The sequence below is a fragment of the Nocardiopsis coralliicola genome (assembly GCF_054779695.1).
Genome location: NZ_BAAGXT010000007.1, coordinates 107112 through 124088 on the forward strand (window position 1 = coordinate 107112; position 16977 = coordinate 124088).

Annotated in this window: 12 protein-coding genes; 9 read left to right on the forward strand and 3 right to left on the reverse strand. The window is 75.3% G+C overall.

What is annotated here, in order from left to right; all coding sequences use genetic code 11:
- The first annotated feature begins 446 nt into the window (after positions 1 to 446).
- Positions 447 to 1583 (forward strand): acyltransferase family protein, encoded by a 1137-nt coding sequence (locus tag ACYVGT_RS07980; protein ID WP_460855799.1) that lies wholly within the window; start codon positions 447 to 449, stop codon positions 1581 to 1583.
- 107 nt (positions 1584 to 1690) lie between these two features.
- Here the strand turns inward: ACYVGT_RS07980 and ACYVGT_RS07985 are convergent, their stop codons facing one another.
- Complete coding sequence (locus ACYVGT_RS07985) at positions 1691 to 3130, reverse strand: GuaB1 family IMP dehydrogenase-related protein (RefSeq protein ID WP_460855800.1); 1440 nt, start codon at positions 3128 to 3130, stop codon at positions 1691 to 1693.
- Positions 3131 to 3396: 266 nt separating this feature from the next.
- Between ACYVGT_RS07985 and ACYVGT_RS07990 the strand changes: the two genes are divergently transcribed.
- The gene (locus ACYVGT_RS07990) at positions 3397 to 4413 is read left to right on the forward strand and encodes a CDP-alcohol phosphatidyltransferase family protein (protein WP_460855801.1); all 1017 of its coding nucleotides are present in this window, start codon (positions 3397 to 3399) and stop codon (positions 4411 to 4413) included.
- Between the two features lie 79 nt (positions 4414 to 4492).
- On the opposite strand, the gene ACYVGT_RS07995 is transcribed toward ACYVGT_RS07990, so the two are convergent.
- A complete protein-coding gene (locus ACYVGT_RS07995) occupies positions 4493 to 4918 on the reverse strand; it encodes a nitroreductase/quinone reductase family protein (RefSeq protein ID WP_460855802.1) in 426 nt (141 codons plus the stop codon).
- A 293-nt stretch (positions 4919 to 5211) separates the two neighbouring features.
- Between ACYVGT_RS07995 and ACYVGT_RS08000 the strand changes: the two genes are divergently transcribed.
- The 7 genes from ACYVGT_RS08000 (at position 5212) to ACYVGT_RS08030 (ending at position 14461) form a co-directional block, all read left to right on the forward strand.
- Positions 5212 to 5949 (forward strand): ABC transporter ATP-binding protein, encoded by a 738-nt coding sequence (locus tag ACYVGT_RS08000; protein WP_460855803.1) that lies wholly within the window; start codon positions 5212 to 5214, stop codon positions 5947 to 5949.
- Entirely contained in the window at positions 5946 to 8105 is a 2160-nt protein-coding gene (locus tag ACYVGT_RS08005) for a YhgE/Pip family protein (RefSeq protein ID WP_460855804.1), read from the forward strand. The genes ACYVGT_RS08000 and ACYVGT_RS08005 overlap by 4 nt, the downstream gene beginning before the upstream one ends.
- A gap of 181 nt (positions 8106 to 8286) precedes the next feature.
- Complete coding sequence (locus tag ACYVGT_RS08010; RefSeq protein WP_460855805.1) at positions 8287 to 8883, forward strand: TetR/AcrR family transcriptional regulator; 597 nt, start codon at positions 8287 to 8289, stop codon at positions 8881 to 8883.
- 237 nt (positions 8884 to 9120) lie between these two features.
- Complete coding sequence (locus ACYVGT_RS08015; RefSeq protein WP_460855806.1) at positions 9121 to 10107, forward strand: ATP-binding cassette domain-containing protein; 987 nt, start codon at positions 9121 to 9123, stop codon at positions 10105 to 10107.
- 4 nt (positions 10108 to 10111) lie between these two features.
- The gene (locus ACYVGT_RS08020; RefSeq protein WP_460855807.1) at positions 10112 to 12637 is read left to right on the forward strand and encodes a YhgE/Pip family protein; all 2526 of its coding nucleotides are present in this window, start codon (positions 10112 to 10114) and stop codon (positions 12635 to 12637) included.
- A gap of 170 nt (positions 12638 to 12807) precedes the next feature.
- Entirely contained in the window at positions 12808 to 13521 is a 714-nt protein-coding gene (locus ACYVGT_RS08025; protein WP_460855808.1) for a PadR family transcriptional regulator, read from the forward strand.
- A gap of 541 nt (positions 13522 to 14062) precedes the next feature.
- Positions 14063 to 14461 carry a DUF3592 domain-containing protein gene (locus tag ACYVGT_RS08030; RefSeq protein WP_460855809.1) on the forward strand — a complete coding sequence of 133 codons (399 nt, stop codon included), beginning with the start codon at positions 14063 to 14065 and terminating at the stop codon, positions 14459 to 14461.
- Between the two features lie 920 nt (positions 14462 to 15381).
- On the opposite strand, the gene ACYVGT_RS08035 is transcribed toward ACYVGT_RS08030, so the two are convergent.
- Entirely contained in the window at positions 15382 to 16524 is a 1143-nt protein-coding gene (locus ACYVGT_RS08035; RefSeq protein WP_460855810.1) for a VanZ family protein, read from the reverse strand.
- Between the last annotated feature and the right edge of the window lie 453 nt (positions 16525 to 16977).

Sequence of the window (16977 nt, forward strand, 5' to 3'; positions counted from 1 at the left end):
GCCGGCCCGCGGCGGGCGCCGCGGCTGAGCCGCCCACGGTAGCCGCCCGCGCGGCCGGCCCGCCCCGGCATGCCTGCGGGCCCGCCCGGAGCGGGAGAAAGCTGAGAACCTGGGACTCCGCCTGAGAGCAGTCCGCATCCCGCACTACACCGCGCCCGTTATCTCCGTGTTATCCTCACGGGCGTGTCCCGCGCCGGACAGCGCCGGCGGCCACCCCGCCGACCTGCGACCGTGCCGCAGAACACAGGCGCGGACACGGTGCGGTATGGCCGTGCCCGCCACCGCCCGGTACAGTGCTCGGGCGGTTCCTCTCAGGATTCCCAGCCGACACCGACCGGCCCGTCCCCCGCGCCAGCGGCCCTGCCGCCGCGCCGCCCGGTCGACCGCACCCGGCACTCCCCAGCCCCGAAAAGGTGACCGGAGACCCCGTGGCCTCAACAATCAGCATGCCCGGCGATCGCGCTGACCAGACCGGCGGCGGCAGCCGCCCCGACAGCACGTCCGCCGGCGCGGCGCCGGGCGCGCCCAAGCCAAAGCCCAAGCCCCAGCGCGACGCGCTGCTGGACAACGCGAAGTTCCTGCTGATCGTGCTGGTGGTGGTGGGACACGCCATCGAGCCGACCGTGGACGGGAGCCTGTCGGAGGGGGTCTACTTCTGGATCTACCTCTTCCACATGCCGGCGTTCGTCCTGATCAGCGGCTACCTGTCGCGATCCCAGGACGGCTCGGGCCGGCGCATCGACAAGCTGCTGACCACGATCGCCGGCCCCTACCTCATCTTCTGGGGCATCTATGCGCTGCAGTCGCTGTCGGTCGGCCGCAAGCTGCCGGACAGCCCGCTGGAGCCGCTGTGGCTCACCTGGTTCCTCGCCGCGCTGTTCGTGTGGCGGCTGAGCGTTCCGCTGTGGCGGCGGGTGCGCTGGCCGTTCGCGGTCTCGGTGGCGGTCTCGCTGGCCGGCGGGCTCGTGGTGACCGGCGACGTGCTCGGCATCTCCCGCATCCTCAGCCTGCTGCCGTTCTTCGTGGCCGGCCTCGTCATCGAGCAGCGCCACCTGGACTACCTGAAGGCGACCTGGGTGCGCGCGGCCTCCGCGGTCTTCGTGCTCGCCACGATGGCGGCCACCGTCTTCTACCTGGAGCGGGTCAGCCGCGAGTGGGTCTACTGGCGGGAGAGCCTGGTCGACCGCGACGTCGACCTGCCGGTCGGTATCCCCGGGCGGCTCCTCTTCCTCGGCCTGGCGTTCGGGCTCACGGTCGCGCTGCTCTCGCTCACCCCGCGCCGGACCACCTGGTTCACCCGCTACGGCGCGCTGACGATGTACGCCTTCCTGCTGCACGGGCTGGTGATCCGGATCGCCGAGGGCTTCGGCTGGCTCGAGTGGTCGGAGGCGTTCTTCGGCCCCAACGGCACGTTCGTCGTCAACGGGGTGCTCGCCGTCGGACTCACCCTGGTGCTGATGTCGAACTGGGTGCAGCGCTGCACCAGCTGGATCGTCGAGCCGAAGCTGGACTGGATGCTGCGCCGCGACCGCGAGGAGCACCCAGCGGCGTCGATCACGCCGCGGTCCTGGCCGCGGCCGTAGCCCCGCGGCGCTCCGGCAGCCCCCAGCGTGAAAGGGCCCGCCCCGCACCCCTTCTCGGGATGCGGGGCGGGCCCTCGCCGTTGCAGGGGGCGCCGCGCGGCAGCCGGCTACCAGCTGGTGGGCACGGGCTTGCCCTCGGTGAAGCCGGCGGTGCTCTGCAGGCCGACGGTGGCGCGCTCGGCGAACTCGGCCACCGTGGTCGCGCCCGCGTAGGTGAAGGAGCTGCGCACGCCCGCGATGATCTCGTCGATCAGGTCCTCGACGCTCGGCCGCTCCGGGTCGAGGTACATCCGGCCGGAGGAGATGCCCTCTTCGAACAGCGCCTTGCGGGCCCGGTCGAACGCCGAGTCCTCGGCGGTGCGCAGCCGGACCGCGCGCGAGGACGCCATTCCGAAGCTCTCCTTGTACATCCGGCCCTGCGCGTCGCGCACGATGTCGCCGGGCGACTCGTAGGTGCCGGCGAACCAGGAGCCGATCATGACGTTGGAGGCTCCGGCGGCGAGCGCGAGCGCGACGTCGCGCGGGTGGCGGACGCCGCCGTCGGCCCAGACACTGCTGCCCATCTCGCGGGCGGCCTCGGCGCACTCCAGCACGGCGGAGAACTGCGGCCGGCCCACGGCGGTCATCATCCGGGTCGTGCACATGGCGCCCGGGCCCACGCCGACCTTGACGATGTCGGCGCCGGCCTCGATGAGGTCGCGGGTGCCCTCGGCGGTGACGATGTTGCCGGCCACCACCGGCACCTGCGGGTTGAGCGCGCGCACCCGCTGCAGCGCGGAGACCATCTTCTCCTGGTGCCCGTGCGCGGTGTCGATGACGAGCGCGTCGACACCGGCCTCCAGCAGCTCGGCCGCCTTGCCCGCCACATCTCCGTTGACGCCGACGGCCGCGGCGACGCGCAGCCTGTTCGCGGCGTCGACCGCGGGCGTGTACAGGGTGGCGCGCAGTGCCCCGGTGCGGGTCAGCACGCCCACCAGCGCGCCGGTCGCGTCGACGACGGGCGCGAGGCGGTGGCGGCGCTCGTGCAGCGTGCCGAACGCCTCCTTGGGGTCGGTGCCGGCCGGCACGGTCAGCAGCTCGGCCGACATGACCTCGCGGAGCTGGGTGAAGCGGTCGGCGCCCTCGCAGTCGGCGTCGGTGACGACGCCGACCGGTCGGCGGTCGCCGTCGATCACGATCACGGCGTTGTGCGCCCGCTTGGGCAGCAGGTTGAGCGCGTCGCCGATGGTGTCGGTCGGGCCGAGCGTGAGCGGGGTGTCGTGCACCAGGTCGCGCTGCTTGGTCCAGCCGATGACCTCGGTGACGACGTCGATCGGGATGTCCTGCGGGATGACCGCGAGGCCCCCGCGGCGGGCCACGGTCTCGGCCATGCGGCGCCCGGCCACCGCCGTCATGTTCGCCACTACGATGGGGATTGTGGTGCCGGTGCCGTCGTCCGACGACAGGTCGACGTCCAGGCGCGACCCGACGGTCGAACGCCGGGGGACCATGAACACGTCGCTGTAGGTCAGGTCGTGTGCGGGGACCTGGTTGTTGAGAAAGCGCACGCCTCTACCTCGGTCGATGCCGTCCGGGTCGGGGGCCGCCTGCCGGCGCCGGTACCGTACCCGTCTTACTTGTCGATTATGGACGAGCCGCGCGGCGGACCGGACCAGTGGCCTGGGGTGATCCCCGGGCCGCGGTCTGCAATGATCGTGCGGCTCCGACTTGCCCGCCCGTGACTCCCCCCGTATGGGAGCAACACTCCCCTCCGGCCGATCGTCGCAGACGACCGCCCCTTCGGCGGCGCGCCGGGGGACCCGCAGGAGATGAGATGACGACCTTTACCCTCGCGGAGGTCCGCGAGCGGACGTACAAGAGCCGGGATGCCTGGTGGACGGTGTTCCTCACCGACCCGCTCGCCGCCCGGCTCGTGGTCTGGACCGCCAACCGGACCTCGATCACCCCGAACCAGATCACGTTCGGCGCGGGGGTGCTGGGCCTCGGCTCGGCGGTCGCGTTCGCGTTGGGGACCTGGCCGTGGCTGGTGGCCGGCGCCGTCCTGTTCCACCTGAGCTTCGTGCTGGACTGCATGGACGGCAAGATCGCGCGGCTCAAGCACAACGGCTCGGTGTTCGGCGCCTGGGTCGACTTCGTGTTCGACCGGATCCGGTTCTTCGGCTGCATGATGGCGCTGTTCATCGGGCAGTGGGTGGTGACCGGGCACTCGGTCTTCCTCATCCTCATCGGCGTGGTGACCTTCCTCGACCTGTTCCGCTACCTGAACGGCGCGCAGGTCGGCAAGACCCGGCTGACGATGCGGGAGAACCTGCGCGCCGCCGCCCAGGGCCGCCCGGCGCAGGCCGCGGCCGACGCGGAGAGCGCGAGCACCGAGGAGGCCGGCAGCAGCAGCCCCGCGCCGGGCACCGGCGAGGGGGATGTCGAGGACGGCCCCGCCGTGGTCTTCATGGAGGAGGCGCTGCGCGACGACCCGTCGCTCGACCGCGAGCAGGTCTACGCCCGCGCCAAGGCGACCGGCGCCCGCGTGGTCGACGTGCACAAGGCGTTCGCGGAGCGGCTCGGCTTCTACGAGCGGGTGCGTGACGCACTGCTGCGCAGCAGGGTGCGGCCGCACCTGTTCAGCGGCATCGAGTTCGAGATGTTCGTCTGCGTGGTGGCGCCGCTGACCGCCCTGGTCGCGCTGGCCTCCCCGGCCCTGACGACGCCGTTCATCGTCGGCGTCACGATCCTGTCCTGCGCGGCGCTGCTCGCCTTCGAGCTGGCCATCATCGCCAAGCTGTGGCTGGCCACCCGCGACTACGAGAAGGAGATGCGCCGCCTGCAGGTCTGACCCGCAGCACGCAGTCCCCACAGGGAAGGGCCGCACGGATCCCGTCCGTGCGGCCCTTCCCTGTGCGCGCCCCTCGGCCCTAGGCCACCCAGTCGGAGGGGACGAGCAGGACGACCGGGATCTCCCGGCGCGTGCCGGCCTGTTCATCGGCGAGGCGCGGGTGGCCTGCGGTGAGCTGCTCCCAGAGGCCGGCGCGCTCGCCGCCGCCGGCCGTGCGGGCGCGGACCCGCCGGACCTCGCGGCCGATCTGGACGGTGGCCCGCGGGTCGTCGAGGAGGTTCCGGTACCACATGGGGTGCCGCGGGGCGCCCCGGCCGGACGCGGCGACCGCGATCACGCCGCCGTCGGCCTCGACGTAGCCGAGCGGGAGTGTGCGGAGCCGTCCGGTCTTGCGGCCGCGGGAGGTGAGCAGGCAGGTGCGGCGCCGCGCAGGCCACCCGGAGGCCCGGTAGAGGGCCGCGTCCACGCGGGCGGCAACGGCGCGGACGGGGGGCGCTGGGGTCATCCGGGGGGACACCTCTCCGTTTCAGGGGGATGTAACGACGCTATTGCGGCCACCCCCCGTGCGGTCAAGACGCCCTCTTCGCTCTTTCCGTCCGCATTCGGCCGGTTGCCGCGGTAAACGAATCCGGTTCTACCGGCGCGCGGCCGCGCCGGTGTGACGCAGCCGACGCCGGCCCCGCCTCCGCGCGCCCCGCGCCGGAGTTATCGTGGATCCCGATTTGAACTGACTGGTCAGTCTAAAAACGGGGCGGCGCGCTCGCGGACGCCCCGGTACGGTCGGAAGCGGAGGGCCGGATGCGGCGTGCGACGGGAGCGCGGATCGATGCCGAAGGGCTCGCGGTGCGCTCCGCCGAGGGGCCGGTGTTCACCGGACTCGACCTGGCGGTGGCACCCGGATCGCTGACCGCGGTGCGCGCCGGGTCCGGCGGCGGCCGGACCGCTCTGCTGCTCACCCTGTCCGGGCGCATGCGGCCGAGCGGCGGGCAGCTCGCCGTCGACGGCCATCCGCTTCCGCGGGCGGCGCGGCGGGTGCGCGGCATCGCCTCCCTGGCCCTGTGCCCGGGTGTCAACGACCTGGACGACCGGCTGACCGTCGGCGAGCACCTGACCGAGCGGCTGCTGCTGCGGCTGCGCCCGGCACCGCGCGCCGCCCGCGCCGAGGCGCTGGCGGCGGCCGGCCTGGACGGCCTCGACCCCGCCCGGCGCACGGGCGCGCTAACGGCGGCGCAGCGGCGCCGGCTGGGCGTCGCACTGGCCCTGCTCGACGAGCCGCGGCTGATCCTGGTGGACGAGGCCGACACCGGCCTGGACGCCGCCGAGCAGGAGGCGTTCTGGGCGGTGCTCCGCGACGTCGCCGACGCCGGTACCACCACCGTCGCCGCCTGCGCCGACGCCGAGCGGGCGGCCGGCCTGGCCGACGTCGTCGAGCTGCACCCCGACCGGGCCGGAACCCCGGCCGCGCCGGCCGCGGACCGCGGCAGGAGCGCGGAACGCGGTACGGGGCGCCACACCCGCGCGGAGGAGGCGGCATGAGCCGCACCCGCCTCCGCCGCCCGCGCCTGCTGCCCACCGCCCGGATCGGGCGGCTGTCGGTGCGCGCGTTCTTCCGCTCGCGGCTCACCATCGCCGCCCTGGCGGCCCTCACCCTGATCCCGATCCTCTATTCGGGCCTGTACCTGTGGTCCTTCTGGGACCCCTTCTCCCGCATGGACCACCTCCCGGTCGCCCTGGTCAACGAGGACCGGCCGGCCGAGCGCGAGGACGGCGGCGAGCTGGCGGCCGGCGACGCGCTCGCCGACGAGCTGTTGGACGGCGGCGAGCTCGACTGGCACGAGGCGGACGCCGCCGAGGCCGCCGACGGCGTCCGCGAGGGGCGCTACTACGTCTCGCTGACCATTCCCGCCGATTTCAGCGAGCAGCTCACCGCCCCCGAGCGCGGCGACGGCACGCCCGTGCCGGCGCTGCTGCAGGCCGACTACAACGACGCCAACGGCTACACCGTGCGCCAGCTGCTCTCCTCCGCCTTCGCCGAGGTGCGGGCGGCCGCGAGCTCCTCGGCGGCGGCCGACTACCTCGACGCGCTGTTCGTCGGCTTCGGCGACGTGCGGGAGGCCACCGCGGAGGCCGCCGACGGCGCCGGGGAGCTGGCCGACGGCAGCTCCGAGGCCAAGGACGGCTCCGCCGATCTCGCCGATGGCGCGAGCAGCGCCGAGGAGGGGGCGGGCGACCTCTCCTCCGGCGTGGCCGAGCTCTACGCCGGCTCGCGGGACCTCGCCAGCGGCGCCGGCGACGCCTCCGGGGCGGTCTCGGACGCCGTCGACGGGCTCGACCCGGTCGCCGAGGAGTGGATCCCCAAGCTGCGCGAGGACGCACCGGACATCTCCAGCGGCGCGCAGGACATCGCGGACGCCGCTTCGGCGGTCTCCGATGCGCTGGAGGAGCTGCCGGAGCCCGGCGCCGCGGACCCGGCGGGGGCCGGGTCCGCCGCCGGGCCGGGCTCCGGCGAGCCGGTGGACGCCGCCGGCCTCGCCGATCGGATCGGGACCCGGCTGTCCGAGGACCCCGGCCTGGAGCAGCGCGAACCCGAGGCGTTCGCGCTGCTCACCGAGGCGCAGACCTCCGCGGACCGGGCCGCGGAGCTGGAGGGCTTCGTCGCGGACCACCGCGACTCCATCGACAGCGTCGCCGAACGCGCCGGCGAGGTGGCCGCGACCGCCGAACAGGTCGCCGACGGAGCGCCCGACCTGGCCGACGGCGCCGAGGACGCCATGGACGAGGTGCACGACCTCGACGACGGCCTGGCCGACCTCGCCTCCGGCGCGCGGGACCTGCGGGACGGCCTGGAGGAGGCGTCCGGGGGCGCCGGCGACCTGCATGACGGCCTGGGCGACCTGGACGAGGGCGCCGCTGCACTGGACGGCGGGCTCGCCGACCTCTCCGAGGGCTCTTCGGAGCTGGCCGGCGGACTGTCCGACGGCGTCGGCGCGATCCCGGACTTCGGCGGCTCCGGCGAGCGCGCCGACCGTGCCGAGGCCATGGGCGACCCGGTCCACCTGGCCTCGGCCACCGCGAACGAGGCGCCGGACTACGGGACCGGGTTCGCGCCGTTCTTCATCGCGCTCTCGCTGTGGGTCGGCGCGATGATGGTCTTCATGGTGCTGCCGCCGGTACCGCCGCGCTCGCTGGCCTCGGCCGCGCCCTCCTGGCGGATCGCACTGGCCGGCTGGCTGCCGGCGGCCGCCATCGGCGCCGGCCAGGTGCTGGTCAGCCTGACCGTGCTGCACTTCGCCCTGGGGCTGCAGGCCGACCGCTGGCCGGCGCTGATCGGCGTACTGCTGCTCACCGCGGCCGCCTATGCCGCCGTGGTGCAGTGGGCCAACGCGCGGTTCGGGGCCTCCGGCCGCGTGGTGGCGCTCATCCTGCTCATGCTGCAGCTCACCTCGGCGGGCGGCACCTACCCGATCGAGACCAGCCCGGGGTTCTTCCAGGCGATCGCGCCCTACCTGCCGATGAGCTGGGTGGTGTCCGCCCTGCGTGTGCTGATCAGCGGCGGCGATCCCGCGATCCCGGCGGCCGCCTGCGGCGTCCTGGCCGCCTACCTCGCGGTGTTCGCCCTGCTCACCTGGTGGGCGGTGGCCCGGCGGCGCACCTGGACCCTGGCCGACCTGCACCCGCCGCTCTCGCTGTGAGCCCGGCCGGCGGCCACCCTGCCCGCGGGGGCCCGCCGCCCGCGGTGCGCGGCAGGGCGCGCCCCGCCGCCCCGGCCCGGGATAATGCCTGCGGTGCGGCCGGCGGGGTCCGGCCGTCCGGCACGGCACGCGCAGCCCGTACAGACCGGTCCGCGCCCCACCCGACGCACTGGGAGCAGCAGTGAGCAGCCGACGCGAGGCCACCCGGCAGCGGCTCTTCGAGGCGACGCTGGAGCTCGTCGTCCAGCGCGGCTTCGACGCCGTCACCGTCGACCAGATCGCCGAGCGGGCCGGACTGGCCAAGGGCACGGTCTACTACAACTTCAGCGGAAAGACCGAGCTGTTCACGGCCTTCATGGAGTGGGGCGTCGACCGGTTCGGGGCAGTGCTGGCCGAAGGCGCCCAGGGAAGTGGCCGGGAGGCGCTCAGCGGGGTGCTCCTGGCGGAGCTGCGCTTCATCCGCGACCGCGAAGGGCTGGCCCGCCTGCTGCTCTCCGAGGCGTGGCGTTCCAACCAGGCGTGGCAGGCGACCGCGCTGCGCATCCGCCGCCAGGCCATCGACATCCTGACCGGGCTGCTGGACGCGATGGTCGGCGAAGGCGCGCTCCGGTCCGACCTCGACACCGGCCTCACCGGCTCGGCGCTGTTCGGGATGGGGGTGACGACGGCCCTGGAGTGGCGCACCCTCTCCCCCGGCCGGCCGATCGAGGAGGTCCACGCCGCGGTGATGCGGCTGGTCGACGCCGTGCTGCTGGCCGAGCGCCCGGACCAGCGCTGACCTGCCGGACGGGCACTCCATAGCGCGGTGCCGCGCCGCGCCACCGCTGAACTCCCCCGGCCGCGGCCGCGCCCCCGCACGCCCGCACGTCGCCGGCGGCCCCGGTCTGCGGACGGCCAAGTCCGAGCGTGGCGCGTTGCCCTGCGCGGATCCACCGCCGAAGCTCAGACAGAACGGGCGGATCACGCCCTACCGAGTCCAGGCATCGGAGACCGGGGCGAACCGGAGGGAGGCGGCATGCGCCGCGCCACGGGGGCGATCGTCCACGCGGACGAGCTGGAGCTGCGCACCGGAGAGGGCACGGTCTTCACCGGCGTCTCCTTCACCGCCATGCCCGGCACTCTCACCGTGTTCGAGGGCGACGCCGGCAGCGGCCGGACCGCGCTGCTGCTGACCCTGGGCGGGCGGATGCGCCCGAGCTCCGGGGCGCTCCGGGTGGACGGCCACGTGCTGCCCAGGCATGCCCGGAAGGTGCGCCGCATCGCGGCCCCGGCGCTGCTGTCCGGCGTGAACGACCTCGACGAGCGGCTGCGGGTGCGCGAGCACCTCGCCGAGCGGATGCTGCTGCGGTTCCGGCCGGCGCCCGAGGGGGTGGTCGCGCCGGCGCTCTCCGCGGCGGGGCTGAGCGACCTGGACCGCACCCGGCTGGTCCGCGACCTGTCTGCGGTGGAGCGGGCGCGGCTGGGGGTGGCGCTCGCGCTGCTGGAGGAGCCGCGGCTGCTGCTGGCCGACGGGGTGGGCGCCGGGCTGGGGGCCGGGCACCGCGCGGCGATGTGGGCGCTGCTGCACGAGCTGGCCGAGGGCGGCCTCACCGCCATCGCCACCTGTGCCGACGCCTCCGGATCCGGCGCGGACGTGCACCCGCTGCGCCCGGTCCCCGATGCAGCCGGGGGCGCCGGTACCGAAGCGGCTTCGGCCGGTGCCGCCCGCGGGCGCCTCCGGCTCGCCGACCTGTTCTCCGGCAGGGCACGCGGCCGGGCTGCCGGTACGGGCGAAGGCGGCGGCGCGGAGGTCGCGGGCACCGGGGCACCGGCCGGCCCGTTCAGCGACGCCGGCGGCAGCAGCCCGAGCAGCGGCGGAGCCGCCGGGGACGGCACCGCGGTCAGCGGTTCGGGCAGCGGAGCGCTCGGAGGCGGGCCGGACGGCGCACCAGCCGGCGCGGAAGACCGCCCGCCCGGCGCGCCGGGCGGCCCGGAGGGGACAGCGGAAGCGGAGGAGGGGTGAGCGTATGGCGCCTCGGGGGCGGCCGCGGATTCTGGGCGTCGGGCGGGTGGCGTGGCTGTCGGTCCGGTCGTGGTTCCGGCACCCGCTGCTCATCGCGGCGCTGGCCGCACTCGCCGTCATCCCCCTGCTCTACACCGGCATGTACCTGTGGGCGTTCTGGGACCCGTTCGGCCGCATCGACCACCTGCCCGTGGCACTCGTGGACGAGGACGAGCCCGCCGAAGCCGAGGGCGAGACCGTCGACGCAGGGCGGCAGCTGACCGACCGGCTCACCGAGCGCGGGGACCTCGCCTGGAAGGTCACCGGCGCCGAGGACGCGTCCGAGGGCGTCGCCGACGGGCGCTACTACGCCGCGATCACCATCCCCGAGGACTTCAGCGCCGACCTGGTCTCCCCCGCCGACACCGGCCGCGACCCCACGCCGGCCACCCTGCAGGTGCACTTCAACGATGCCACCAACTACATCGCGACCGAGCTGCTGTCGATGGGGTTCCGCGAGATCGAGCAGGCGGTCGCCGAGACGGCCGCCGCCAAGTACTTCGACACCCTCTTCATCGGCTTCGACGAGATCCACTCCGAGACGGAGGAGGCCGCCGAGGGCGCCGGGGAGCTGGCCGACGGCGCCGGTTCCGCCAAGGACGGCTCCAGCGAGCTCGCCGGCGGCCTCGGCGACGCGGAAGACGGGGCCGACGAGCTCTCCTCCGGGGTGGACAGCGCCGCTGAAGGAGCGGACGAACTGGCCGGCGGCGCCGCATCCGCGCACGGCGGTGCGGGCGAGCTGGCCGGCGGGCTCTCCGGGGCCGAGGAGGGTGCCGCGGAGCTCTCCGGCGGCGCCGGGAGCGCCCACGACGGCGCGGGCGCGCTGCTGTCCGGCCTGGAAGACGCCGAGGCGGGCGCGGACTCCCTGGAGAGCGGGCTCAGTTCGCTGGCCACCGGCTCGCAGACGCTGGCTTCCGGAGCGGGCAGCGCCTCCGAGCAGGTCGCGGCGAAGACCGACGAACTCAACGCGCTCGCCGACGAGTGGATCCCGCTGCTGCGCGAGCGCGGCCCCGGAATCGCCGACGGCGCACACACCGTTGCCGAGGCGTCCGGCGGGCTCGCCGACGCCCTCGACACGCTGCCGGAGCTCGGCGCCGAGGAGGCGGCCGTGCTCTCCGGGCTGTCGGCGCGGCTCGCCGCCTACCAGGAGGCCCGTCCGGGGCTGGCAGCGGAGGACCCCGAGCTGTACGCGCTGGTGCGCGACGCGCAGTGGGCGGCGGACCGCGCCGTCGCGCTGGACTCCTATGTGCAGCAGCACCGCGGCACGCTGCGCGGCATGGCCGCGGATGCGCGGTCCGTACGCGACCTCGCCAACGAGCTGTCCGAGGCAGCGCCGCACCTCGCCGACGACGCCGAGGACGCCCGCAGCCAGGTCAATGAACTGAACGACGGGCTCGCGGAGCTGGCCGAGGGCTCCGCCGAGCTGCGGGACGGCATCGATACCGCGCACGGCGGCGCCGCGGACCTGGACAGCGGCCTCGACGCACTGGTCAACGGCGCCGAGGAGCTCGACACCGGGCTCGGCACTCTGGCCGGCGGCGCAAACGAGCTGGAGTCCGGGCTGGCCGAGCTGCACGGCGGCGCGGTGGAACTGGACAGCGGACTGGGCACGCTGTCCGAAGGCGCCGACGAGCTGGACACCGGCCTCGGTACGCTCTCCGGCGGCGCCGGGGCGCTCGACGAGGGCGTCGCACAGCTGCGGATCGGCGCCGACGACCTGGACGACGGGGTGGGCAAGCTGCAGAGCGGCTCCGACGAGCTGGCCGGCGCGCTGTCGGACGGCGCCGACCGGATCCCCGTGTTCGACCCGGACCAGCGCGCCGCGCGCGCGGACATGATGAGCAGCCCGGCGCAGCTCGCCGAAGAGCACGACAACAGGGTGCCCGACTACGGCACCGGCTTCGCTCCGTTCTTCCTCGGGCTGTCGCTGTGGGTGGGCGCGATGGTGGCCTACATGGTGCTGCCGCCGGCATCCGGCCGGGCGCTGGCCTCCAGCGCCGCGTCCTGGCGGGTGGCGGCTGCGGGGTGGCTGCCGGTGGCGGTGCTGGGCGCGGTACAGGCCGCGGTGATGGCCGGAGCGCTGCACCTGCTGCTCGGACTGGAGTCCGTGAACTGGCCGGGGCTGATCGGCTTCCTCGCGCTGGGGGCGGCCGCCTATACGGCGATCGTCCACTGGGTGGACCTGCAGTTCGGTGCGCCGGGCAAGGTGATCGTGCTGGTGCTGCTGATCCTGCAGATCACCTCGGCCGGCGGCACCTATCCCCTGCAGACCAGCCCGGGCTTCTTCCAGGCGATCGCCCCGTTCGCGCCCATGTACTGGGTGGTGACCGGCGCCCGGCACCTGATCAGCGGCGGCAACACCGGCGTCGTCCTGCTGGGCTGCCTGGTGCTGGCCGCGTTCACGGCCGGTGCTCTGCTGCTGTCCTGGGCGGCCTGCGCCGGCAAGCGGACCTGGACGATGGGCCGCCTGCACCCGGTGCTGAACCTCTGACCGGGCGCTTTCCCGTCGGCGCACCGCCTGGTCCGCGCGGTCGCCGAACGGCAGATCCTCATGCCCTCTCGGCCACACCTGTCGCCGGATGGAATATCTCGATATATCGTTGAGTTATCGAGAACAGCGAACCGAACACGTCGGTCGCACGATCCGATGGAGGCAGGACCATGTATGCACAGCACGAGATGTCCTTCCCGCCGTTCGGGCCGCACGGCCCCGGCGCGCAGGGCGCACGCGAAGCGATGATGGGGCCGAAGGCGGGGTACCGGATGCGCGGCGGCCCGGGAGGACCGGGCGGGCCGGGCGGAATCCGGGGGCGCTGGGGCGGCCCGCCCTGGGGCGGCCCCGGCGGCCGGGGGCCCGGCGGCGGCCGCGGCGGTTTCGGCCGGGGGCCGCGGGCCCGCCGCGGCGACGTCCGCGCCTCGGCGCTGGCGCTGCTCGCCGAGGAGCCCCGGAACGGCTACCAGCTGATCCGGGAGATCGAGCGGCGCAGCGACGGCGTCTGGCGGCCCAGTGCCGGCTCGGTCTACCCGGCGCTCCAGCAGCTGCAGGACGAAGGGCTCGTCCGGGCCGCCGAGGAGGGCGGCGGCCGGATCTTCGAGCTGACCGGCGAGGGCCGGGACGCCGTCGAGGCCGACCCGGACACCTATGCCGAACCGTGGAACGCGGTGGCGGACGGGGTCAGTAAGAGCGAGCGGGAGCTGCACCAGCTCACTCGGGAAGTCGGTATGGCCGTCATGCAGGTGTCGCACGCCGGCACCCCGGCGCAGCAGGCCGAAGCACGCCGGCTCCTGGAGTCCACCCGCCGCAGCCTGTACCGGATCCTGGCCGAGGACCCGCCGGCCGGGCAGGACGGGGGCGGTGCCGCCGACGAGCGGTAACCCCCGCACCGCGCGCCCCTCTACGCGAGAAGGCCGGGACTGCGGGGGGACACCCCCCGGTCCCGGCCGTCTGCGTCCGGGGTCCGAGCGCGCCCGTCCGGGCCCCGTGCGGCGGATCGCGGCCCCGTATTCCGCGCCGCCATGACCCCAACGCTACGGCCGCACCGCCGCGGGCACATCGCCCACGTTGCGTATCTGCGCCTACGACGAAAGGCGGCAGCCGCAGTGCCTCGGTCTCCCTCCCGAGAGGGAGGGGCCTCATGGGACACCGATGACATTTCTCCACCGGCAGCCCGGCCGCCGCACGGGACGCATTCCCCAGCGGACTGCGGGATTTCGCGGCACCCGGGCTGGGCCCGGTCCGCACCCGGACCGGCGCGCCTGCGCCGTGCAGATGCGGACCGGGGCCGACGACGGCATAGTGAGGGGTCGGGCGGACGCCGAGCGGCGCCGCGGCCGCCCGATCCCCACCCGTCCGGCCCTTCCCGCACGGCCGCACCGGGAGCGACCGCGGGGCGCCGCCGCGCAGGAAGGCCCACCGATGGCCGACATCTATCCGCTCCTCCCGATCCTGGCGGGGATCGGAGTGCTCTACGGATACTTCCGCCACGCGATGTGGACCGGCCTCCTGCTGCGGAACGGCTTCCGCGCCCAGGGCACCATCGTCGGCTACGAGGAATCCAGCACCACCGCCCGCATGGTCGTGCGCTTCACCACGCACGAGGGCGACGAGGTGGACGCCCTGCACGAGAGCACCGGGTGGACCGCCTCCAAGCACGGCGAAGAGGTCACCGTCACCTACCACCCGAACGCGCCGCAGCACGCGCGCATCATCGACGCCCCCTGGCTCAGCCAGTGGGTGCACGGCATGTTCGCCGTGGTCGGCGTCGCCCTGATCGGCATCGGCTGCTACCTCGCCTACCTGCACTGGTGGGCCTGACCCGGCCGGCCCCGGCGCCGCGGGCACCAACCCGCCGGACCGGCGCCGACACACCCGCCGCAGCGGCACGCCGCTGCGGACCAGCGCGGCAGCCGAACCGCACAGGCCACGTCCCGGTGAGCGGCCCGCGTTCCCGGGGCCAGGATCGCGGAAACGGCGCCCGATGGGAGACCGGCGCCGGACCGCCACGGCACACCGGCCCCCGCGCGACCGCGATGGCCGGCGTCGACTGCCCTCCCGTCTACCTGCACCGATGGGCCTGCCCCGCCGGCCCCGGCGCCGCGGCCGGACCGCGATGGCCCACATCGCCCCGGGCAGCATCGGCCGCTCCCTTGCCCCCCTCTCCGCCGGAGACGTGCCCGAGTCGGCCGCGACGGCGACGGCCCCGACGCGAAGACCCCGGGCCGCGGGAGCGGCGGAGCAGCGCCGAAGGCCGCGGAAAAGGCCCCGCCGCTGCAGACCGGAACGGGCTCAACAGCGGCGCGCGCAGCGCCCCGCTCTCCCGCGGCTGCGACCGCGACGGCCGGCCCCGGCTGCACATCCCGCCTACCTGCACCGGTGGGCGCAGCCCGGCACCACCCGCCGACCCGGCAGCGGGGGCGGCGCATCCGGCGCTGCGGCAGCACCGGACTGTTCGCGGCACAGGGGCGGCCCGGACCGCGGTTGCCGGCACCGCCCGACCGGCAGCGGCCGCTACCCCGCCCGTCCCTCCGCCGCGGGGCATGCCCGGGCCGGCCGCGGCGGCAGCTGCCCCGGCACGGACACACGGGACCGCCGGACCGCGGGGCCGGCGCCGGACTCAAGCGGGGCACGAGGCTCGGCTCGCGCCCCGCGGTCGCGATGGGCGGCCTCGGATGCCGGTTCGCCCCCGGGTCGGCTGAGGGGCGTGCCGGGGCGGCGAGCGCGGATACCCCTCGGCGTCAGCCGACCGGCTCCCCCTCGCGCTGGGCCGGTACGGGAGGCGGCGGGGGCGGCAGCGGCACGTCGCTGCGGACCAGGAGCGACGGCAGCACCGGACTGATCGCGGCACGGGTGGCGATCCGCGTTCCGGCGATCAGGTCGGCCAGCCCGGCGCCGTCCCGGCGGAAGAGGGCCGGGGCGCCGTGCACCGCCGCGACGGCCGCAATCCACCACGGCTGTCCGACCGCGACGAGCAGCGCCGCGGGGCCGTAGAGGAGCGCGCTGCGTAGCAGCACCCGCAGGCGCGGCGCGGGGCCGCCGGCGCGGGCGGTGACGGCGAGCATCAGCGCCGCGCGGCACGGCGTGCAGCGGTCGTCCCGCAGCAGCGGCAGGAGCACGCCGAGGACGGCAGCCCCGGCCGCGACCAGCTCGTCGCGGGCGGCGCCGGCGCCGGTGCCGCGCTGCGGGGCCGCCACGGGCGCGGCGAGCACCGGCAGCGCCCACAGCAGGGCGCCGTCGAAGAGGTGTCCGGCGGCGCGGCGGGACAGGCCGGGGGGCAGGAGGTCGACGGAGGCGCCGGGCCAGCCGCGCGGCAGGAGGCGCACCGCGGCGCAGCCGAGCAGCCAGCCGGCCAGGGTCCCGGCAGCGCCGAGCAGGGCGTCGTCGACGGAAGCCGTGCGCATCGCGCACGGCAGCGCGCCGAGGCCGCCGGACGCCTGGACCGCCTCGACCGCGCACGCGGCTGCGGCGCCGGCGAGCACGGCAGACACGGCCCCCGCGCGGTACCGGTAGCGCGCCAGCACACCGAACGGCAGGAATACCGCGAACGCCGCCGCGGCTCCCCGCAGCCCTCCTCCGGCACCCTCGCCGAGCCGGGTGAACGGCTCGGCCAGCACCGGCGCACCGCCCGCGACGCACCACGCCCCCGGCGCGGCGGACGCACCGCCCGGCAGCAGCGCCGTCAGCGCCGGCGGCGCCGGCCAGAAGGCGAAGGCCGCCAGCCCCAGCCCGGTGGCGAGCACCGCGAGGTCGACCTGGCCCTGCCAGCCCGCGAACCGGCCGTGGCGGCGCAGCCGGACCGCACCGAAGAGCAGGGCGGTTGCGACGACCGCGGCGACGGCGGCTGCCGCCGCGGAGTCGGCAGATCCTGAGAACGCTCCCATATCGCAGAAAGGCTAGCGGCGGACCCGGCGGCCCGGCGGAAGAACCGGGGAATCGCGGCACTCTCCGTTACGGCCGCGACCAATCCGTAACTTTTTGATAATTCTTCCCGGCTCCCCGGGTGCTCTCACCGCGCAGGAGAACCGGCATTTCGCACTCGGTGACCGCGGAAGTCCTGTTCAGGACGAAAGCCCATCCCCCGCCCAACGCCCCCACGAGGCCGACAACCCCGCCCACCCGGGGATTCCGCCCGTTCCAAGCCAAGATACGATCCCTGGGCCGATTCCCCCGCGTTCCGTCGCCCGCAGCCCACCGTGCCGCAATCGGCATACGGATCTCGGCGCCCGGCCCGAGCGGCGTCCGTTCCGCGCGGGCCGCACCGGCCTGTCCCCGACGACAGCAGCAGCCGGCCTTACCGCCGCAGTGCCCACCGGCGTGCACAGACTCGGTCCCCT

Excerpts from the sequence above, each read along its gene's own strand:
- ACYVGT_RS07980 (WP_460855799.1), top strand. The coding sequence starts at position 447 with ATGCCCGGCGATCGCGCTGACCAGACCGGCGGCGGCAGCCGCCCCGAC.
- ACYVGT_RS07990 (WP_460855801.1), top strand. The coding sequence starts at position 3,397 with ATGACGACCTTTACCCTCGCGGAGGTCCGCGAGCGGACGTACAAGAGC.
- ACYVGT_RS07995 (WP_460855802.1), bottom strand. The coding sequence starts at position 4,918 with ATGACCCCAGCGCCCCCCGTCCGCGCCGTTGCCGCCCGCGTGGACGCG.
- ACYVGT_RS08000 (WP_460855803.1), top strand. The coding sequence starts at position 5,212 with ATGCGGCGTGCGACGGGAGCGCGGATCGATGCCGAAGGGCTCGCGGTG.
- ACYVGT_RS08005 (WP_460855804.1), top strand. The coding sequence starts at position 5,946 with ATGAGCCGCACCCGCCTCCGCCGCCCGCGCCTGCTGCCCACCGCCCGG.
- ACYVGT_RS08015 (WP_460855806.1), top strand. The coding sequence starts at position 9,121 with ATGCGCCGCGCCACGGGGGCGATCGTCCACGCGGACGAGCTGGAGCTG.
- ACYVGT_RS08020 (WP_460855807.1), top strand. The coding sequence starts at position 10,112 with ATGGCGCCTCGGGGGCGGCCGCGGATTCTGGGCGTCGGGCGGGTGGCG.
- ACYVGT_RS08025 (WP_460855808.1), top strand. The coding sequence starts at position 12,808 with ATGTATGCACAGCACGAGATGTCCTTCCCGCCGTTCGGGCCGCACGGC.
- ACYVGT_RS08030 (WP_460855809.1), top strand. The coding sequence starts at position 14,063 with ATGGCCGACATCTATCCGCTCCTCCCGATCCTGGCGGGGATCGGAGTG.
- ACYVGT_RS08035 (WP_460855810.1), bottom strand. The coding sequence starts at position 16,524 with ATGGGAGCGTTCTCAGGATCTGCCGACTCCGCGGCGGCAGCCGCCGTC.